Source organism: Aureibaculum flavum (genome assembly GCF_016406085.1).
Taxonomy (GTDB): Bacteria; Bacteroidota; Bacteroidia; order Flavobacteriales; family Flavobacteriaceae; genus Aureibaculum; species Aureibaculum flavum.
Genome location: NZ_JAEHFJ010000008.1, coordinates 110,182 through 131,498, shown reverse-complemented (window position 1 = coordinate 131,498; position 21,317 = coordinate 110,182). Strand labels below are relative to the sequence as shown.

Sequence of the window (21,317 nt, the reverse complement as noted above, 5' to 3'; positions counted from 1 at the left end):
TAATCAATCCACAATATCTTCACCTAAGGCATCATGTAATTGGTATAATTTTTCTTCTTCTTTTTTGATTCTTTTTTTCAATCTATTTTTCCTAGCTTTTACTATAGAACTTGTTACAGAATGTTCATATTCTTTCAAACGATTTTCCATTTGTTTTAAACGAGCATCCGATTTATCTTTAATAGCCTTTAGCATCTGTTTTCTTCTTGTTTCCAATGCCGCAATTTTGGATTTTCGTTTTGCTTTCAATTCAGCTATTTTAGATTTTATTTTAACCTTTTCTTCCTTAGTGGCTTTTTTAAGTTTTTCGCGTTGATCTTCAATTTTATCTTCGATATCTTCGATTTGCTCATCTACATAATCGTCAAATTCTATTCCTGCTTCACTTCTCATAATCTCTGAAGTATAAGGTTCAAGAGCTTCATTAATAAAAACGGAACTGTCTTCTCCTACCTCAGCAATTATAGCAATGGTACCCACAGTCATTTGATTACTTACTTTTTTTACAAAATCATCTTCAAAATCATAACGACTTACATCGGCAATTGCACCTACGGCTAAACCTGAATATAATCCGATAACAAAACCTACAGGTCCTGCAATGGCTCCTAATAAACCACCAACTGCAGCACCAGTTAAGGTTCTCCAGCCTTCTTCATCAGTTTGATCGTTTAATACTTCAAATTGATTGTTTTCTTTTTTTCGAATCATCATATGTTCATAGAGGGTAATATCTCCATAAGCGTCTAATTCTTTAATTTTGTGTAAAGCTTCTATCGCTTTTTTTTCTTCCTTAAAGGGAACTACTATAATATTTGCCATTTTATTTGTTATTTAAATGTTATTTTTTTTCTATTTTATGTAAATTTCACGAACTAATTATGATGCCAATTGACCCATTTCATCATCCAATTTTCTCAACATACTTAACTCTTCTCCAAAAGCTTCCAATCGATCTATTAAATACTGCACTTTACTTAATTCCTCTGCTTGTTCTTTAGAATACCATAAGCCCAATTCAACTACCATAAAATTGCCTTCGTCATGGGCAGCTTTAGTAAGTGCATAACATTGTCTAGTAATTTCTTGTTCATGTGCCAATGCTGATAGTATGACATCAGATAGACTTAAAAAATCTTGTTTTGGTTGTTTTAAAGCTGGTGTTACAGGTCGTAACCCATTTGCTAAAAGCATTTTTCTTGCTTTATTTGCATGTACAATTTCTTCATCACTATATTGTTTAAATAGCTTAGAACCTCCCACAAACCCCTTATCATCTAACCAAGTAGACATGGCCAAGTATATTCTTGAAGAATACTCTTCTTGTTCTACACGATAATTAAGTAACTTAACCATAGCTTCGCTTAAAAATTCTGATTTTGTTTCCATGATTTCATTTTTTTAAATTATATATTGTTGTTATTATTCTTTATTTCTTATTAAAAATTTATAGGTCAAAATTAGATAGCTCTGAACAGTTATACACTGACCCAGGTCAGAGCAAATAAAATTTTCACATTAGTTTAACTCTCGTTCTTTCCAATACGCTTCCGCTTTATTTTCCATTTTCTCTAACCGCGTATAATAATCAGGAAACTCTTTTAAATGTGCCCAAGCTATTTTTCCTGTTAATTCTTTATCATTATTAGTCACATTGGTTTCTGGATATCTAGTGCCATGTTCAAATTCAACATTTACACCTTTTGTGAATTCTTCTAATCGAATAGCATTCCAATCGATACCCAAATTATTTCCGATTACTTTTGCTTCTTCTGAGTTTAATTTTCCCATTATATTCTTATTTAATTGACAGAAAATTTATACGCCCTGTCTAAATTATACCAACAAAATTAATTTGCTTAAACAATAGTGACACTGACCTAGGTCAGCATGTTCATAAAGAAGAAAGTTTTTTAATTATTTTTATTTAGAACCTAGGAATGATAAATGAAGAGTAAATAAAGTTCTTTATCAGTTATGGATGAGAATATAGATAACACCCACCAAAATGACACTGCCAAAAGCGTAGCTCACTAATTTGCCGGCAGTTTTTGAACCTTTTATTATTGTAGTGATAAGCTTTACAAACATATTACTCATCGTAGCTGCAATTATAACTGATGATGCGAGTTGCAATTTTTCACCATCTAAAGAAAACTTAGCCATGCTAATAGTAATGGCATCGGTGTCTGCCAAACCTGCTATTAATGCAGAATAATACAAACCACTTTCACCAAAAAATCGATTACTATAATAAACGGCAAAAAGGATCACTAAATACACTACCCCAAACCCGATAGCATTTAACATGTTAAGCGGATTACCCAGTTTAATATCAGTATCTGGCTTACTGTCATCTTTTCGCATTAAGAGTAATGTAGCCACAATACAAATCAAAGTCAATAAACCAAACGGAATTGCTAAATACTTAAGAATTGCATTGTTAAATATATAAGCTAATAAGGCTATTCTAGGAAACATAATTGCCGAGGCCACAATGATACCTGCACTATATTTTTTAGAAAGTTCTGGAGAATCCTTGCTTCTTGATGCGTAATTCCAAGCCACTGCTGTACTAGATATTAAACCGCCAAGAATAGCGGTAAGAAGAATCCCTTTTTTAGAACCTACAAATTTCACTAAAAAATAGCCTATGAAATTTAAAAAAGAGACAATTACGATTATGGAACCGATTTCAAAAGGGTTGAGCAAATTATCTGGGCCATACGTTTTGTTAGGTAGAAAAGGCAGAATTAATAACGCTATTATTGAAAACTTTATAAATGCGAATAGTTCTTCAGAAGTTATATTACTAATAACAGAATGAAATCGATTTTTGAGAGAAAGTAATGTTACAATTATAACAGCAGTAGCTACCGCATTTCGATAATATTCAGCCGAGATCATAACCCCTAAAACAAAAGTGACGATCAATGCGATATTGGTGGTAATCCCCTTAGCATATTCTTCCTGTTTCTGGTAAAAATGATTAAGTACCAAAAAGAAAATAAATGAACCAAAACCTACGATTAAGAGCCATGGCGTAAATTTTTCAGTTAATGTCCCTAAAGTAAACCCTAGAATTGCAACCATAGGAAATGTACGAATACCTGCAAAACCTCTTTCTTCTTTTAGTTTGTCATATTCTCTTTCAAGCCCCAATATTAAACCAATACCTAAACTTATAAGTACACCCAATATGTAAGACCCAACCAACTCGCTAATTTCTTGATGTATTTGCATAATCTTTGAATATTAAAAAATCAATACTCTTTATTCTTAAAAATGGAAATAACGATATAAAATCCTAAAACTGCAGAGAGTATAAAACCAATAGCTCCGAGTAAAGGAATACCATATACCAAAGGAGGCATTTTAGCAATCACTAAAATGGATGAACCAATTGATAATGCGGCTATAATTACCGCAAAAACTAAACGATTAGAAGCTTTATTCAATGTGTTTTGAAATTCTTTTAGCCCTTGGTGCTTATGTACAATAACTAATTTTCCTTCTTTAATTTTATTGAGTATGATATTAATGTTGTCTGGTAATGAATCAGCAAGACTGTTTAGATCTTGTAATCTTGTAAAGTTCCTTTTTAACAAACGTTTTAGACTGAAACGCTTTTTCGTAATTTTAGAAGTGTAAGGTTCTAAATTATCTGTAATATTAAATTTAGGGTCTAATTTTAAACCTACGCCTTCTATAATTATTAATCCACGAATGAGCATATACATATAGTGGGGTAAAATTAAATGGTTTCCGTATAAAACGGATTTAAACTGATTAAGAACAGTTCCCATTCTAATGTTTTTAATAGAGGTATTGCTTACCCCTTCTATCAATTCATACAAATCATACTCTAATTTTTTATAATCATCAATGTTGCATTTAACCGCAATTTTCTCTAATAATTGAATTATTTTTTTAACATCACTTTTCATAAAATACAACAAGAGATCGCTTAACGTTTCTCTGTCATTTGGCATAATTGAACCCATCATGCCAAAATCAATAAAACAAATTTGTTGGGTCTTTGGAAGTACAAAAATGTTTCCAGGATGCGGATCTGCATGAAAAAAGCCTTGCTCTAAAATCTGTTCTAAGTATAAATCTACGCCTATCTTTGCTACAGCACTACAATCTATATTTAACGAAGAAAGCTTGTCAATTTCAGAAACTTTAATTCCATCGATAAATTCCATACAGATAAGTTGGTCTGTAGATAATTCTCGATACGCTTTAGGTACATAAATAGATGCATTGCCTTTAAAATCTTTAGCAAAGTGCTCCATATTTTCTACTTCATGTAAAAACAGAAGCTCTTCTCTAATACTTTTTTCAAAAGAAGCTATAATTTGCATGGGTTGAAAAGCTCTTGCTTGACTGCTATGTTTTTCTAAACTCTTAGCAACTTGTGTCATCACCAAAATGTCAGCTTCTATTGTTTCCTTAATATCGGGCCGTTGTACTTTTAATACGACTTCATTACCATTTAATAAAATTGCTTTGTGTACTTGGGCTAGTGATGCCGCTGCTAATGGCGTTGCATCAATTGATTGAAAATAATCTGTAAGGGTTATTTTTAGTTCCTTTTCAACAACTTCATTAATAGTGAAATTTTTTAATGTAGGTACATGATCTTGTAGCTTTACAAGTTCCTTTATTAAACCAGGAGGCAACATGTCTTCTCTGTTACTAAATATTTGTCCCAATTTCACATAAGTCGGTCCCAACTCTTCCAACACCATTCGTATCCGCTCAAATTTGGTAAAAGAAAGATTCTTTTGTGTATCAGGATGTTTTTTAAGGTAACTTTTGGGAATTATTTTTTTTATTTGGTTGTGAGCCATAACATCCTCAAAGCCGTATTTTGTGAGTACAGCAAATAGTTTGTTATATCTTTTAAGCTCCTGTTTTTTTGGAATTTTTAAACCTGCCATAACATAATATTAGTTATATATTTTCTTAAAAAAATAGAATTCTTTTTTAAGAGTTGTATATACCTCTTCTGAGATTCCATTTTATTCGGAATCTCTTACAGTTTTATAGCAAATTCAGTATCATACCTCTCAGTATTCTATACCTCAAAGATTTAAATTTAATACCACATTCAAAATGACTTAGATCATTCTTTAAAATATTACCTTTCTAAGACATTTAATAAGATTTTATTTTTTTTACGCGAAGTGAGTCTTTTTGAAAATTTGTCCAATCATATTTCCCTTCCATGATACCCTTTGTTTCCCAGTCTCCATACATTGGATTGGGTAGTACAATAAACGTTGTTCCAAATGTCGATTTTAAACTATCTACCTTGTTATTTCTAACCGTTGTAGAACTGTTCTCAAATGTTTCCGAGAAATCGGATAAATTATCACCAATTAATAATACAATTTCGAAATTTTCTTGTACTTGAAGTCTTCTTGGTTCTTTTCCGCTCGTTTCATCTTTTAATAAAACATGTGCATTATCAGCAAAAGGAAATCCTCTTAATTGAAGATTCTCAATGGTTTCATTTTTTTGCTTGATAGATCTGTTAGAAATATAAAACACTTCTACACCGCTACTTTTCGCATAATTAAAAAATTGTAATGCACCCGGTATCGCTTCTGCTTTTTTTAGTTTTACCCACTCTGCCCATCTGAGTGACGTATATTCTTCATCAAGTTCTATCTGTTTTCCGCTGTATGGACTATTATCTAATAACGTTTCATCAATATCTGTTACTATTGCAAGAGGCTTCTTTGTATCTTTGTTATTCGCAATTATATTGTCTAACTGAAGCTGTGCTAAATTAAATGCTTGATAGGCCAATGCTCTATATTCTGCTGCATTTTGCTGCCATAAAACTGCCTGAATTGAATATTCTCGAAGAGGAACATTTCCACTTACTTCTTGTTTAGAATGAACCTGTTGCGTTTTACATCCATAAAGAAATATAAACGCAAAAATGATAATTAGTAATTTATGGTTTTTCATTATTTATTTTTATTTATTCTTTGAAAGAACAAATGACCAATTTTTATTTAGAATTACAAAAATAATCTGGTAAGAAATAACTATCTTTCTAAGACCACAAATTGACTTAATGCCTCCATGGCTTGGCAACCATACACTAATGCTGGTCCTCCTCCCATTAGAATGGCAACACCAATAGTTTCCATAATTTCTTCTGAACTGGCTCCTGCACTTAAAGCATCGTGTACATGAAAAGCAATACAACCATCGCACCTTACCGTTATAGCAATGCCTAATGCAATAAGCTCTTTATTTTTTGAAGAGAGTACACCTTCTTTAATACTAGCTTCATGTAACGTATTAAAACCACCCATGACTTCGGGCATTTCAGCTCCCAATTCCCCCATTAACTTGGTAAGATTACTATAATGTTTAGAATAGTCTTTAATCATAATTAAAAAATTTAATTGGTTATGTTTTCATTTTATTTATAGAAAATGATAATTATTTTTTAACCACCATGTTTTCATTTTTTTTTAATTGATATACCCAATAACAAACTAACAAGGTTTATTTTTCAAAAAAAGTTCTCACAAAAGCATCTTGTTGGTTTACCGTTAACTTATCGGCAGGCTCAACACTAATTTTAATATCCTTAAAACGTAAATCTTCATTCAGAAAATTATAGAGTTCTGTTTTAGCTTTAGTTAATCCAAAAAGAAGTACTTCGTCATATTTCAAAATGACTTTAGCTATTTTCTCATAATATTCTTCCTGCATTTGTTGTCGTTTATTATGCATAAGGTTTTCACTTCTAGTTAGGGCCTCTTCTTTTGTCTCAAAAGTAAATTCAGAGGTGATTGTATAACTATTTTTTTCTGAACGTAAATCAATTAATTTTGCCGTTGAATGATCCATATAGATACCGAGCTCTTTTGTTTTTGAAGCTTTTGAATCACTATAATTTTTTGTGTTTTCTTTAATCATGACTTTATTATTTAAAAAATTAAATTTTATATTTCACTACTCGTTTAAAGGTATACCAAAGCTAGTTTAATAGAAGAATTCTTGAAATGACCATGGTCAGTTACAGTAATAAAATAATTTCATCACTTCAGTTGTCTTGATGTAAGCTATTCGAATTGTTTTTTATATTTTTAAAATATCCGTAGGTGTTTCAACCAATACTGTTTTATCGCCTTTCAAAGCAATGGGTTGTTTCATAATCTCTGGATTATGCCGTATCATTTTTATCCAATCATCCGTTGATAAATTATGATGTTGCAAATGGGAAGTATATGCAGGGTGTTCTTGATTTACAAGATCAGCAACTTCTATATGTAATCTTTCCGCTAGTTCTATTATTTGGAGACCTGTAAGTTTCGTTTTTAATATATCTACTTCGTGAATAGCCAATCCTTCTGTTTTTGCATACGCTAAAGCCTGTTTTGCTCTTTCAGAATTTGAACTATAAAACAAAGTTATTTCTCTATTTGATGTAGCGATTTCTCCCATAATGTAGATTTTAAAAGTTGATTTTTCATTTGTTTTTAGTATTCTCTTCCGCTACATACCGCTCCAACAACTCCTTTAAGCCTTCTAAATATTCCTGCATTACCTTTTTATCTATATGAGGATGACTCGTTACAGGTAATGTCATCGGGTTTTCATCTAATGAGCGATAAAGCTCAGGATAATTCATTTCAATATTCAAGGTTAGTTTTGTAATTTCCTTAAGTATGGTATGTAGATCTTTCATAATTTTATATTTTTATTTGTCTTACTTTTATGTTACTTTCTATTCATATCGTAATGCATCTATCGGATTCAATTTTGCTGCTTTTCGTGCTGGAAAATATCCAAAAGCCACACCAACAAGTGCTGAAAATCCAAACCCAATGAGTATGGAATACCCAACAGTGGGAATAAAAAACCCAGTCACTTTATAAATAATTTGATTTCCTAAAATTCCAAATACTATTCCTAAAATACCACCCACTAAGCTTAGCACTATAGCTTCTATTAAAAACTGCGTTAAAATATCGCTTTCTCTTGCACCAATTGCTAGTCTAGTACCTATTTCACGTGTTCGCTCAGTAACCGAAACCAACATTATATTCATGATACCTATACCTCCAACAATTAATGAAATACTAGCTACGGCACCTAACAGAATGGTTAAGATTCCTGTAACATTCCCCGTAATTTCCTGCAGTTCAATTTGCGTCATAATTTCAAAATCATCTTCATCTCCATCCATTATTTTATGAGACTCTCTTAAAAGTTCAGAAGCTTCCATTTCAGCATCAGCAATATGATCTTCGCTTAACGCACTTGCCATAATCATAGTATAACCATTTTGATGACCATACAGCCTATTTTGAATTGTTGTATAAGGGGCCAATATTATATCATCCATATCCTGCATACCACCTGAACCTTCTTCAGTTAAAAGACCGAGTACAGTAAAAGGCACTTTATCTATACGTATTTGATGACCGATTGGGTCTTCCCCTGGAAAAAGTTCTTCACGTATGGTTTGGCCAATAACACAATATTTTTTTGCTGTTCGCACATCATCTTCGGTAAAAAAACTACCGGTTTGTAATGCTCTACTAGTGATATAAAAATAATCGTAAGAAACACCATAGACCATAGTCGATTTATAACCGCTTGGTCCGATAGCTTGTGCTCCAATAGCTACTAAAGGAGATAATTGGGGCATCCAAACTGAATTTTTTTTAAGTATATCAAAATCTTTTTCATTAATGGGACGTCCCATTCTAACATTTATACCGGCCTTATGTTCTGACTTGGTTTGTATCATCAATAGATTGGTACCTAACCCTGATATTTGGTTTTCCACCTCCAATGTTGCTCCTTCACCTGCTGATATGGTCATAATAACAGCTCCAACTCCAATAATAATACCTAGCATTGTTAATAAACTCCGCGTCCTATTCTTATAGATAGATATAAAAGCAACTTTAAATATTTTCAAAAACCTTTTCATAAGTATTCTTTTAAGGTGTTTCAACTGGTTTTTCTAATTCTTTGAGTGCAAATGCTTTGGTACTTCTTTTTTCTATCATTTTATCAGAAATAATTTGCCCATCTCTTAAATAAATCATGCGTTTCGCAAATTGTGCAATTTCTGGTTCGTGCGTAATCATTACAATCGTCTTTCCTTCGTTATTCAATTGAACAAAAAGATCGGCAATATCAATACTGGCTTTACTATCTAAATTACCCGTAGGTTCATCCGCCAAAATAAGAGCGGGATTGTTAACCAATGCCCTAGCAATAGCGACACGCTGTTGTTGTCCACCTGAAAGTTCATTCGTTTTATGGTAAATACGATCTGCCAAACCCACTTGTTCAAGGGCTTTTTGAGCCAACTCTTTTGAGTTCGGAAATTGCCCCGTTCTATCATAAATAAGAGGCAATTCAACATTTTCCAATGCTGTAGTTCTAGCTAATAAATTATAACTTTGAAAAATGAACCCTATTTTTTGATTTCGAACATCTGCCAACTGATTTTTACCTAATTTATTTACTTGCACTCCGTCTAAATCATATTCTCCTGAGGTCGCTCTATCTAAACAGCCAATAATATGTAGTAAGGTTGACTTTCCAGAACCAGATGCCCCCATAATGGCTACAAATTCACCTTCTTCAATAATCATATCAATGTCCGTTAGGGCATGCACCTCGATTTCACCATTTTTAAAAATACGGTTTAGCTTTTTGGTTTCTATGACTTTTTTTGCAGGCATCTTTTTCTATTTTTTAGATTTTATACCGTTAATAGCCTTTATACTTTCATTTATTTCCGATCCATCTAGAAATTTTTTAACTTCAGACTGTAACCCAGATGTAATACCTGTTTCTATAAATTTGAAATCTAGTTTTCCATTTTCATTCTTATAAAAGAAACCATTAATATTGGCGGGTAAATTTTTCTTGAAATTTGTTGGCGTAAACAACTCTTCATTGTTAATTGCATTTTTAAACACTACTTGTAGAGAATCAGATAAAATTGTTTTTGCCTTATCTTCTAATATAGGTTTAACTTCTTTTAGCATTGCTTCGGTGGGTCTAAAGCGTAAAGCAGAATTATTTATAAGCCATACATCATTTGCTTTAGCTGTAATAAACTCTATGTTTGTAGTCATACCAGGTATTAATAACCCTCCCTTATTTTCTATATCAATAACCACCTGATAATTAACTACATTATTTATTTCTGTAGGCTGTAATCGAACCTGACTTACCTTACCAAAAAACTTTTTATCTGGATAAGTTTGTATGGTAAAACGTACGTCCATACTATCTTTTACATAACCAATGTCACTTTCATCAACATCTGCCAAAATTTGCATTTTAGACAAGTCTTCCGCTATAATGAACATTGTTGGTGTAGAAAAACTTGCAGCAACAGTCTGTCCTTCATCTACCGCTTTTTCAATAACTACACCATTAATAGGTGATAATATTTTTGCATATCCCATATTAACTTGTGCATTTGTAAGTGCAGCTTGAGATGCTTTTTTGTAACTAACAGCCTGCTCATAACTATACTTTGAAGTATTAAATTCCTTTTCAGATATAACATCTTTTTCAAATAGCACTTTATTTCTATTATAATCATCTTCAACCTGATTCAATTGTGCTTGACTCACGGCTAAATTGGCTTGAGCAGATTCTAATGCAGTGCTTAGCATTTTCATGTCCATCGTAGCTAATAATTGCCCCGCCTTTACCCGATCATTGTAATCAACATATATTTTAGAAATAGTACCTGATATTTGTGTACCTACATCTACAGTATTAATGGCTTCTAATGTTCCTGTGCTAGACACATCAGACTCAATATCACCTTTTTGAAAAACAGTAGACGTATAATCCACTTTTTTTGACTCAATTTTAGGTCTTACATAAAAATAACCTATTGCCGCAATAACAACAACTATCGTAACTATTAACCATCTGTATTTTTTCATCTCCTATCAATTTTGAATTGTAAAATCATATCTATGAATTCTAATTAGAATGGCACAGGTCAATGTTACCTATTGATGCAAAATCAACTACATTATGCATAATTTTTAATTTTACTAAAGTCTAGATGCCTTACCAATTCTTCTTTATCAATTATAAATTCTGTAATACTGAAAACTTCCTTTCTATTTTTTCTAAAAGATTTTAAGAAATCAGATAAATCATCTTCGAGTTGCTCATGTTCATTTCTAAATTCATAAGCATCGTATTTAAATGGATCATCAATTAAAGCTTCCAAATGTTCTAGATGTTTATTCGTTTTCTTTAATAATAAAGAATTTTGTCTATCTACATTTAACAAGTTAATTTCTATCTCTTGTACCTTATCTATATGTTCTTTTCTTGCTATCCATAGAAAATATTTATCAATTAAATCGTGTAGAAATTTTATATCATCTGCAAAAAATAAAAGGTCAGATTTCCAGTGTTCTGTAAGAACAAAAAGTTGTTTCCAATCTGCCTCTTGAATAAAATTGTCTTTTGGTCTGTATCTAAAATTATTCATAATAAATTTTTTATGGGTTCATTTAATTCTTAACGTTACTGTATACTCTCTTCAATTACTAAACTTTGATGCTATAAATCCGTTCTAATAAAAATTATAGACGCTTTAAAATCTGACTTTTAATGTTGTTTTATTTTAATATAAAATTATGTCTTCTTAATATTTCATAAAATGACGTAGGTCATTTTATGAAAATGATTGCGTTTTACAAATTGGCATAATAAACAGAATGAAATGATAAATGATGCGACACAGGTGAATTCTATTTTAAAGCCGCTAAAAGGGTGAGTTATTTATAATGTTTTATCAATATAAAAATGAATATTCAATATTCAAATCCTTAAAAAGATAACAATACGATAGAAAAGTTATATTGAACCTAAGCTTATAGTATAGAATTATTATTTTACCTTTGCTTTTCAATTTTTAGTAAATGAGCAACAGTATAGGAAAATTATTTAAACTGACTACGTTTGGAGAATCACATGGAGCCGCTATTGGTGGTGTTATAGATGGCTGTCCCGCTGGTATCACATTAGATTTTAAAGCGATTCAAAATGAATTAGATCGACGTAAACCTGGGCAATCTGCTATTGTTACCCAACGTAAAGAACCTGACACTGTTGAGTTTTTATCGGGTATATTTGATGGTCAAACTACGGGTACATCTATTGGTTTTATAATTAAAAATACCAACCAAAAATCGCAAGATTACTCAGATATTAAAAATACGTTTAGACCTTCTCACGCCGATTATACCTATACTAAGAAATATGGTTTAAGAGATTTTAGAGGTGGAGGACGCTCATCTGCTCGTGAAACTGCCAATTGGATTGTTGCAGGTGCCATCGCCAAACAAATACTCAAAGACATAAAAATTAATGCGTTTACCAATTCTGTAGGAGCTATTACTTTAGATAAATCCTATCAAGAATTAGATTTATCGCAAACAGAATCAAATGCTGTACGTTGTCCTGATTCAGAAACTGCAACAAAAATGATAGATCATATTAAAGCTATTAAAAAACAAGGTGATACCATTGGTGGAACCATTACGTGTGTAGCTAAAAATGTACCCTTAGGTTTTGGCGAACCCATTTTTGATAAATTACATGCCAGATTAGGTCAAGCCATGCTTACCATAAACGCTGTAAAAGGGTTTGAATATGGTAGTGGTTTTGAAGGCACAAAACTAAAAGGATCTGAACATAATGATGCTTTTAATGAGGATGGTTCTACTAAAACAAATTTATCTGGTGGTATTCAAGGTGGTATTTCTAATGGAATGGATGTTTATTTTAACGTCGCATTTAAACCGGTAGCCACATTACTTCAAAAATATGATACCATAGACGCTGATGGCAATGCCGTAAATGTGCAAGGTAAAGGAAGACATGATCCTTGTGTTGTACCCAGAGCTGTACCTATTGTAGAAGCTTTAACGGCTATGGTTTTGATGGATTTTTATTTGTTAGATAATTCAAGTAAAATTTAGTTTTTAATTCCGTAATATCATGGGCTATTGTACTAATGCTGAGCATTAGTGTTTCTAATAGTTTCCGTACATTTTTGACGTTTATTTTATAGTACACTTTTTCTAAAATATTTTAACACTTTTTACGTTATACTATTTACCTCTAACTTAGATTGTTTATAATAAATGATGAATGCTGTTTAATAACGAGCTTATCATAAACAAAAAAGTATGGAAAAAAATTACTACTTAAAAACATATATCAAGTAGAATTCGAATAATTATAGTGGAATTAAAATTCAATTCTATGAGAAAAGTAATTTTACTGTGTATGTTATGCTGTATCGCTTGGATAAGCAACGCTCAAATTCAAGAGGAGAATTTTGATGCGTCAGTAATTCCTGAGGGTTGGTCTGCAACTTCTGGTCCTACAGGCTGCACTTGGCAGTTTGGATATACAGGTTCTCTCATTGGTAGTGGCTATACAACACCTGCAAGTTTCTCTACGGGTGGGGTGATTTTTAATGACAACAGCTGTGATAGTTTTGTAAATAATTATGTAGAACTTGAAGGTCCAACAGTAGATTTAATAGCTGCAAGTGTTTCTACTGCTGCTATAGAGCTTGTTTATAATCATCAGACATTTAGTAATAGTGGTAATTTTATGGTTGATGTTTGGGATGGTACAGTATGGCAAAATGTTCTCTTTGTAAATGGCGATGATACAGCTCCTAATACTGGATCTAATCAAAGTGTTTCCATTGATGTAACCGCATATATTAATAATGCTTTTAAAGTCAAATTTATTTATGATGATGAAAACACCTATACTTGGGGTGTAGGTATTGATCACTATACCTTACTGAACACAACAACTGCGAGTATTGAAGATTTAGTTTCTGTAGGATTTAATTATTCTCCTAATCCAGTAACGGATGATGTATTAACCTTAAGAGCAAATGAAAACATTGCTATAGTTAATGTCTACAATACGATTGGCCAAAAAGTAATGTCAAAAAAACCTGTTGCTGCTGAATCTAAATTGTACATGGATAATTTGCCCGATGGTGTCTATTTAATTCAAGTAGAAGTTGGTGATAAAAATGGGACTTTTAAAATTATTAAATAGTTTTGTTTCTTATTTTAAAGGTTAAATTATTGATCTAGATAATTTTAACCATACGTTTTTCTGCAATTAATCTTGTTTCTAATAAAATTTGGTAATTTTAAGGTTTAAACCAAACCTTATTATTATGAAGTTCTATAAATTCCTGTTAATGACTATTGCTTTTTCAATAGTCCATCTTACCTCCGCTCAAGATACCGATACTTTTTTTACACTTGATCCAACATTCACACCAGATGCCGAATCAATTATCTTCAGTATGGATAGTGATTTATGGAAAGTACCAACTTCTGGAGGAAATGCTCAAAGACTTACGGCAATGGAAGGCGAAGAAACCAATCCTAGCGTATCTCCTGACGGAAAATGGTTAGCATTTTCTAGTACCCAATTTGGGAATGCAGATGTATACATTATTCCTTTAAAAGGTGGAGAAATTACGCAACTTACTTTTCATCAAAGTGATGATAAAGTTTCTTCTTGGAGTTGGGACAGTGCTACCATTTATTTTACTTCTGGAAGGTTTAATAGTTTTACAACCTATAGTATTCATAAAAATGGTGGAACGCCCATACGACTATTTGAAAACTATTTTAACACGGTACATAACGTAGTTGAAAATCCTATTAATGATGAAATTTATTTTAACGAATCATGGGAAAGTGGTCGATTTGCACATAGAAAAAGATATAAAGGAGATTACAATCCTGACATAAAATCATACAATACAAAAACCAAGGCATTTAAAAAATATACAACATATAGAGGTAAAGATTTTGGAGCCACTTTCGATAAAAATGGAACGCTTTATTTTAAATCTGATGAAGCCAATGATGAATACAATCTTTACACATTTAATAATGGCGTAAAAAAATCACTTACAAATTTTAAAACTTCAATAATGTGGCCTAAAGTGAGTGCCAATGGAGAAAAAGTTGTTTTTAGAAAAGATTATCAAATTTATGTATATGATGTAACCTCTGGTAAAACGAATAAACCGATAATTCGAATTTTTAAAAACAATACCTTAAATAAAGATCAGAGTTTTAAAACTAAAGGTAAAATAAGCTATTTTGATGTATCACCAGATGATAAAAAGTTAGCCTTTATTTCAAGAGGTAGATTATTTATTTCTGATATAAAAGGAAAATTTATAAAAGAAATAAAAACGGACCCGATAGAAGCCGTACAAGAAGTAAAATGGTTAAAAAACAATAAAACGTTACTTTATTCGCAATCCTTAAAAGGGTACTACAATTGGTATTCAATAAATGCCGAAGATAATTCCAATAAAAAACAAATTACAAAAAACAATAAAAATAATAGACAACTTACTTTTAATAGTGATAGAACAAAGGGTGTTTATATCAGTGGAAGAAATAATATAATGATTTTAGATTTAATTACTTTTAAAACAAACACCATTGTAACTGATGAATTATGGGGTTTTTATAATAGTAATCCTTATTTTTCTCCAGATGATAAGTATGTAGTTTACAATGCACATCGCAATTTTGAATCTGACATTTTTACTTATGAAATCGCTACAAAAAAAACAACAAACTTAACCAATACCAAAGTATCTGAATCAGAACCTACTTGGTCTCCTGATGGTAAATTTATCTACTTTTCTTCTGATAAACTACAACCAGGCTATCCTATGGGCACTACAAATTCTAAAATTTATCAAATGGCTTTAGATAAATATGAAGCCCCTTTTAAATTAGATAAGATTGAAAAATTATTTGAAGAAAAGAAAAAAGAGGAATCTAAATCAAAAAAGGAAAAAGACAAAAATAAAGAGGAAGAAAAAGTTGTAAAACCAGTGGTTACTATTAACCCAAATAATACAATGGAACGTCTCAAACAAATTAGTCCAAGTTTTGGTCAGCAAGAAAATATTACCGTAATAACAAAAGATGATAAAACCTATATTTATTATATTTCTAATCATAGTGAAGGTAAAAACAAACTATGGAAAACTACTTTAGAACCTTTTGAAAAAAACAAAACCGAAAGTGTAAGTGATAAAGGCATTAATGGTTATCAAATTGTATCCTCATCTAAAAACAATTATATCCTTTTTGATGGAGCTATTGCAACACTTGATATTGATGGTAATAAGTTAAAGGAAATTGAAACCAATTTCACATTTAATAAAGCTCTTGTAAATGAATTTGACCAAATGTTTTATGAAGCTTGGGCGGGTATGGAAGAGAATTTCTATGATGAAAATTTCCATGGTCAAAACTGGCAAAAATTACGCGACCATTATGCTCAATATTTACCCAATGTTACCAGTAGAAATGATTTGAGCTTAATTTTTAATGATATGTTGGGTGAATTGAACACATCACATTTTGGATTCAACTCTCACGGTGATGAACAAGATGTTTATTATGGTACGCGTTCTTTAGCAACCGGAATTTTATTTAATAATACTGATCCGTTTATCGTAGATGCGATTGTAAAGGAAAGTCCGACAGATGTAAAAGGTAAAAACATAAAAAAGGGTGATGAATTGGTAGCCGTAAATGGAGTGAAAATTTTAAAAACAGAAAATAGAGAAAAATACTTCTCTGTTCCCTCTTTTATAAATGAGATTACGCTAACATTGAAACGTAAAGGTGTTGAACATAAAGTAAATATTCATACTGCATCAACTAATACTATCAAAAGCTTACTTTATGATGAATGGCAAGATTTTAATCAAAACTATGTAGATAATAAATCAAATAATAAAATAGCCTATGTTCATATGAAAAATATGTCTGGTGGAGAATTGACAAAATTTAAAGAAAATTTAGTAAGTAACGAGGCCGATAAAAAGGCTTTAATAGTTGACTTACGTTTTAACACAGGTGGAAATGTACATGATGGTGTGCTTAATTTTTTACAACAAAAAAAATATTTAAATTGGAAATATAGAGAAGGGAAGTTAACCGGTCAGTCTAATTTTAATTATGGTAATAAACCAATTGTTCTTTTAATTAATGAACAATCATTATCTGATGCTGAGATGACTGCGAGTGGATTCAAAGAGTTGGGTTTAGGTACCATTGTTGGAACTGAAACGTATCGATGGATTATTTTTACCACAGGTAAATCTTTAGTTGATGGCTCTTTTTATCGATTACCTTCTTGGGGATGTTATACCCTCGATGGTAAAAACTTAGAAAGTGAAGGTGTAAGTCCTGATGTTTATGTCGCTGAAAGCTTTAAAGATAGATTAGAAGGTAAGCAGCCTCAATTAGATAAAGCCATTGAAATACTATTAAAAGAACTAAATAAATAGTATTTGGTTTTTATTTCGCTTAAAAGCAAACTATCTTTGCCGACAATTAAAAACGAGTACATTTAAAAAATATAATAATGAAAGACGGATTATACGCAAAATTCAACACCACCAAAGGTGAAATAATAGTTGAGTTAACTTACGACAAAACACCAGGTACAGTTGGAAATTTTGTAGCTCTAGCTGAAGGGAATTTAGAAAATAAGATACTTCCACAAGGAACACCTTACTATGATGGTTTAAAATTTCACAGGGTAATACCTGATTTTATGATTCAAGGTGGTTGTCCACAAGGAACAGGTACTGGAAACCCAGGTTATAGTTTTGATGACGAATTTCATCCTGATTTAAAACATGACAAACCAGGTGTTTTATCTATGGCCAATTCTGGTCCAGCAACTAACGGAAGTCAGTTTTTTATTACACATGTACCAACCCCTTGGTTAGATAATAAACACACCATATTTGGAAATGTTATAGAAGGTCAAGACGTTGTTGACAGTATTCAACAAGATGACAAAACAGAAAGCATTGAAATTATAAGAGTTGGTAAAGAAGCGGAAGACTTTAACGCTATAGAGGCTTTTAGAACTTTTGAAGGTTCTAGAGCAAAAAGAGAAGCTGAAGAAAAAGAAAATTCTGAAAAATTATTGAGTGATGTTTCTAAAGGTTTTGAAAAAACGGATAGCGGATTAAGATATAAAATCACGGAAAAAGGAAATGGAAAAAGTGCAACTAAAGGAGCTAAAGTTTCTGTACACTACAGAGGTCAGTTATTAGATGGTACTGTTTTCGATTCATCATTTGAACGTAAAGAACCTATCGAATTTGCAATTGGTGTTGGCCAAGTTATTGCAGGTTGGGATGAAGGTATTCAACTATTACAAGTTGGCGATAAAGCACGTATGGTAATTCCTTCTGAATTAGCTTATGGTTCTAGAGGAGCTGGTGGTGTTATTCCTCCAAATGCTCCATTAATCTTTGATGTAGAATTAATAGATGTGAAATAAAATTTCGCATAAGATTTTATAAAAATTAAAAAAAGACTCCACAAAATGGAGTCTTTTTTTATATTTGTAGCGTTGTTGCTTCTTAAAATTATAACTAATATGCCAGTAACAGACATCGATATTCTTAAATATCCTATAGGTAAAGCAAAAATACCCACTCCCATTTCTTCTCAACATATTACAGATTGGATTCAAATTTTGGAAGATTTCCCAGAACAATTGACAAAACTTGTAAGCTATTTAAATGATTCGCAATTGGATACACCTTACAGACCTGGTGGTTGGACGGTAAGACAAGTTGTACATCATTTGTCAGATAGCCATTACAACAGTTATATTCGTTTTAAATGGGCATTGACAGAAGTAAAACCTATCATAAAAACCTATTATGAAGATCGTTGGGCTGAACTTAGAGATGGTAAATCTGCCCCCATCCTACTCTCTTTAAGATCTTTAGATGCCTTACATCAAAAATGGGTGTATTTTTTAAAGGGATTAAGTGCTAACGAGTTACAACATACTTTTGTACACCCTGAAACCAATGAAGAAGTTTCTCTTGCTGAAAATATCGGAATTTACGCATGGCATTCAGTCCACCATTATGCTCATATTAACGGATTAATAAAAAGAATGAATTGGTAACCTGCTACTTATAAATTAAACCATTCTTAAAATTAGCGTTTTCTCCATTTAGATTAATTAAATAACCGTTTACCACTGCGTACTCAATCGTACCGTTTTTCTCCAATAAAAAGGTCGGATTTCTACCTACATTAATATTCAATTTAGGAGTAGCCTTAGTTACTTTTAATACGGTCATAGGTTTACTCGTGTATCTAACATCAGGTAATTTTGCCATTTTAACATAGGCATATCCCTTTTTTAACATCGATAAAGCATTCAGTCTTTCGTAACTTGTACTAGAAGCAATCATAGTTGGGTATAATGTACCTGCAACAATTTTATAACCTTCTGCATCAAAAGTTTCATATCCGTAATAAGTAGACAAATCTCCTAGATCTACAATTCTACCAACGTTATAAAAATCTGTATTTTCTCTATTATCAACTTCTATACGATTAATACCTAAATCTATTTTATAAGGTTTCCCGTTTAGCTCATAGGTAAGATTTTTAATTTTTAGATTAAATAATTTCCGATCATTCTGAGGAATTTTATTGTAATCTTCAACAGCGATATCATTATAATCTCCATTTGCTATTGTATAAATTGCTGAAAGTATAGAAACATAATTTAGTTTTCTAATTTCTTGTTTTTCCACATCATTTAAATAACCACCCGATTCTATTAAAATGGCACTCGTACCCCACTTTGTAATATTATCGCCAAATGCTCTAGGTTCAAAATCATCATTATAACGCCCTACTTGTCCTGGGGCATATTTTTGTATAATAGAATTCATATAAACAATAACCTTCATGGCATTGGCTCTAACATCGTTTATTTCCTTTTCATAATTATAGGCAGGTGCCAAATACGATATTGTTGCAGGTTTATCGGTTCTCTCAGCATTGTAATAGGTACTTTGGTCATGTAAATTAAATCCGAATTCAGCATTCAAACTATCCCTAACACGCTTTAACGTTTTTCCTTCCGGTGATTGTAAACGTAATGCATCTCTATTTATATCAACACCTAATGCATTTCTTCTCGTAAAAACTTCCGCTCCATCGGGATTCAACATCGGTAAAAAATGTAAGGTCAATTTTTTTAAAATTTTCTTTTTCTCTTTCGAAAAATCATCACTATCTAAAAAGTTTAAAATATCAAAGATGGCTTGCGTAGCTGTTGGTTCATCACCATGCATTTGTGACCATAAAAAAACATTGGTTTTACCATTACCAATACTAATTAGATTTAAATCGCGACCTTCTATAGATTCTCCAACTTTGTTTACAATAAACTTAGGGTTCTTACGAAGTTTATCAACTAATGGCTTTATAGTATTATGCTTAATTCTACGTTTGTCTAGACTTGCCTCTTTAAACTTTTCATAAGTCTTATAAAGTTCGCTGGTCATTTCTTCAGATTGACCCAGCATTAATTCTGTACTTAATAGGATAATAGTTATAAGTAGTATTCTTAATTTCATAGTTTAATTGTCTTGATAGTTATTCGTTGAAGTTTTACCCTCGGCATTATCATAAAATCATTTTTAATGCCTCGTATAAATCATTTATAATTTTAAAGGTGTTGGTTTCAAATTTAAGCTTTTTGTAGCACTTTTAACTTTGTTTACAAAATCTACACCAGGATCGGTTTTTTCGGTCCTATAATTACCATCTTTTTCCAACCATAATGGATGACCTTCAAAATTAGTATATTCATAATGTCCAATCACATATTGAATATCATATTTTTTAGCTAAATAAGTAACCAACCATATATTCGATTTTAATTGAGCTGATGTCAATGGTGTATCTTTTGTACCTCCTACATTTTCTATGCCAATTGCTGCATGGTTTAATCCAATAACATGCCTAGCCATAAAAGTTTCGGGCATTAAACGATAAATAGTACCATCTTGAGCTACTAAAAATTGTGAAGAAACATTTAGCCAACTCTTATCAACCAATTCAGGTCTCCAATTCGGTAAAGCTGATTTATTAAAAGCAGTAAAAGATCTTTCTAAAGTAGGAATAGCCGTCCAGTGCAGTACCACCATTTTAGGCTCAATTGTTGGCGATTCTTGTTCTAACCCATAACGATTAGATAAATAAGCTAAAGTCAACTCTTTCCTTTCTTGATCAAAAATTATTGGTTTATCCACAATTTTCTGAGCAGATTTACAGGAAAAAAAGGCTATAAAAACAAGTAACAATACACTACATTTCATTGAGTACAATTTTCCACTTTTAACGTTT

The 21,317-nt window shown here is 31.6% G+C and carries 21 protein-coding genes; 5 read left to right on the top strand and 16 right to left on the bottom strand.

From position 1 onward, the window contains the following. Positions 1 to 3 precede the first annotated feature (3 nt). From JBL43_RS15510 to JBL43_RS15445, 14 genes are all read right to left on the bottom strand, one after another. Complete coding sequence (locus JBL43_RS15510; RefSeq protein WP_198842318.1) at positions 4 to 822, bottom strand: DUF1269 domain-containing protein; 819 nt, start codon at positions 820 to 822, stop codon at positions 4 to 6. 57 nt (positions 823 to 879) lie between these two features. Next, complete coding sequence (locus JBL43_RS15505) at positions 880 to 1,389, bottom strand: ferritin (protein ID WP_198842317.1); 510 nt, start codon at positions 1,387 to 1,389, stop codon at positions 880 to 882. Positions 1,390 to 1,518: 129 nt separating this feature from the next. Next, entirely contained in the window at positions 1,519 to 1,791 is a 273-nt protein-coding gene (locus JBL43_RS15500; RefSeq protein WP_198842316.1) for a DUF5661 family protein, read from the bottom strand. 180 nt (positions 1,792 to 1,971) lie between these two features. After that, a complete protein-coding gene (locus tag JBL43_RS15495) occupies positions 1,972 to 3,243 on the bottom strand; it encodes an MgtC/SapB family protein (protein ID WP_198842315.1) in 1,272 nt (423 codons plus the stop codon). Between the two features lie 20 nt (positions 3,244 to 3,263). Continuing rightward, positions 3,264 to 4,946: an ABC1 kinase family protein gene (locus JBL43_RS15490; RefSeq protein WP_198842314.1), complete on the bottom strand. Its 1,683-nt coding sequence runs from the start codon at positions 4,944 to 4,946 to the stop codon at positions 3,264 to 3,266. A 217-nt stretch (positions 4,947 to 5,163) separates the two neighbouring features. Then, entirely contained in the window at positions 5,164 to 5,985 is an 822-nt protein-coding gene (locus tag JBL43_RS15485) for a 5'-nucleotidase, lipoprotein e(P4) family (protein ID WP_198842313.1), read from the bottom strand. A gap of 80 nt (positions 5,986 to 6,065) precedes the next feature. After that, positions 6,066 to 6,416, bottom strand: coding sequence for a carboxymuconolactone decarboxylase family protein (locus JBL43_RS15480; RefSeq protein WP_198842312.1), 351 nt, complete (start codon positions 6,414 to 6,416; stop codon positions 6,066 to 6,068). Between the two features lie 118 nt (positions 6,417 to 6,534). Further along, entirely contained in the window at positions 6,535 to 6,951 is a 417-nt protein-coding gene (locus JBL43_RS15475) for a hypothetical protein (RefSeq protein WP_198842311.1), read from the bottom strand. A gap of 162 nt (positions 6,952 to 7,113) precedes the next feature. Next, positions 7,114 to 7,479, bottom strand: a complete 366-nt coding sequence (locus tag JBL43_RS15470) for an arsenate reductase family protein (protein WP_198842310.1) — start codon at positions 7,477 to 7,479, stop codon at positions 7,114 to 7,116. A 25-nt stretch (positions 7,480 to 7,504) separates the two neighbouring features. Beyond that, positions 7,505 to 7,723, bottom strand: coding sequence for a hypothetical protein (locus JBL43_RS15465; RefSeq protein WP_198842309.1), 219 nt, complete (start codon positions 7,721 to 7,723; stop codon positions 7,505 to 7,507). 39 nt (positions 7,724 to 7,762) lie between these two features. Continuing rightward, positions 7,763 to 8,977, bottom strand: a complete 1,215-nt coding sequence (locus JBL43_RS15460) for an ABC transporter permease (RefSeq protein WP_198842308.1) — start codon at positions 8,975 to 8,977, stop codon at positions 7,763 to 7,765. A 10-nt stretch (positions 8,978 to 8,987) separates the two neighbouring features. Next, positions 8,988 to 9,740, bottom strand: coding sequence for an ABC transporter ATP-binding protein (locus tag JBL43_RS15455; protein ID WP_198842307.1), 753 nt, complete (start codon positions 9,738 to 9,740; stop codon positions 8,988 to 8,990). Positions 9,741 to 9,746: 6 nt separating this feature from the next. After that, entirely contained in the window at positions 9,747 to 10,967 is a 1,221-nt protein-coding gene (locus JBL43_RS15450; RefSeq protein ID WP_198842306.1) for an efflux RND transporter periplasmic adaptor subunit, read from the bottom strand. A gap of 92 nt (positions 10,968 to 11,059) precedes the next feature. Next, positions 11,060 to 11,530: a hypothetical protein gene (locus JBL43_RS15445; RefSeq protein ID WP_198842305.1), complete on the bottom strand. Its 471-nt coding sequence runs from the start codon at positions 11,528 to 11,530 to the stop codon at positions 11,060 to 11,062. 433 nt (positions 11,531 to 11,963) lie between these two features. On the opposite strand from JBL43_RS15445, the gene aroC reads away from it, so the two are divergent. The 5 genes from aroC to JBL43_RS15420 all read left to right on the top strand — a co-directional run bounded on the left by aroC (position 11,964) and on the right by JBL43_RS15420 (position 19,074). Then, positions 11,964 to 13,025, top strand: a complete 1,062-nt coding sequence (aroC, locus tag JBL43_RS15440) for a chorismate synthase (RefSeq protein WP_198842304.1) — start codon at positions 11,964 to 11,966, stop codon at positions 13,023 to 13,025. A 286-nt stretch (positions 13,026 to 13,311) separates the two neighbouring features. Beyond that, positions 13,312 to 14,133 (top strand): T9SS type A sorting domain-containing protein, encoded by an 822-nt coding sequence (locus JBL43_RS15435; RefSeq protein WP_198842303.1) that lies wholly within the window; start codon positions 13,312 to 13,314, stop codon positions 14,131 to 14,133. Positions 14,134 to 14,257: 124 nt separating this feature from the next. After that, positions 14,258 to 17,422 (top strand): S41 family peptidase, encoded by a 3,165-nt coding sequence (locus JBL43_RS15430; RefSeq protein ID WP_198842302.1) that lies wholly within the window; start codon positions 14,258 to 14,260, stop codon positions 17,420 to 17,422. Between the two features lie 77 nt (positions 17,423 to 17,499). Continuing rightward, positions 17,500 to 18,432, top strand: a complete 933-nt coding sequence (locus JBL43_RS15425) for a peptidylprolyl isomerase (protein WP_198842301.1) — start codon at positions 17,500 to 17,502, stop codon at positions 18,430 to 18,432. A gap of 99 nt (positions 18,433 to 18,531) precedes the next feature. After that, positions 18,532 to 19,074, top strand: coding sequence for a YfiT family bacillithiol transferase (locus JBL43_RS15420; protein ID WP_198842300.1), 543 nt, complete (start codon positions 18,532 to 18,534; stop codon positions 19,072 to 19,074). Between the two features lie 4 nt (positions 19,075 to 19,078). Here the strand turns inward: JBL43_RS15420 and JBL43_RS15415 are convergent, their stop codons facing one another. Both JBL43_RS15415 and JBL43_RS15410 read right to left on the bottom strand, forming a co-directional pair. Continuing rightward, a complete protein-coding gene (locus tag JBL43_RS15415; RefSeq protein ID WP_198842299.1) occupies positions 19,079 to 20,545 on the bottom strand; it encodes a M14 family zinc carboxypeptidase in 1,467 nt (488 codons plus the stop codon). Between the two features lie 84 nt (positions 20,546 to 20,629). Further along, positions 20,630 to 21,289: a peptidoglycan recognition protein family protein gene (locus JBL43_RS15410; RefSeq protein WP_198842298.1), complete on the bottom strand. Its 660-nt coding sequence runs from the start codon at positions 21,287 to 21,289 to the stop codon at positions 20,630 to 20,632. Positions 21,290 to 21,317: the final 28 nt, after the last annotated feature.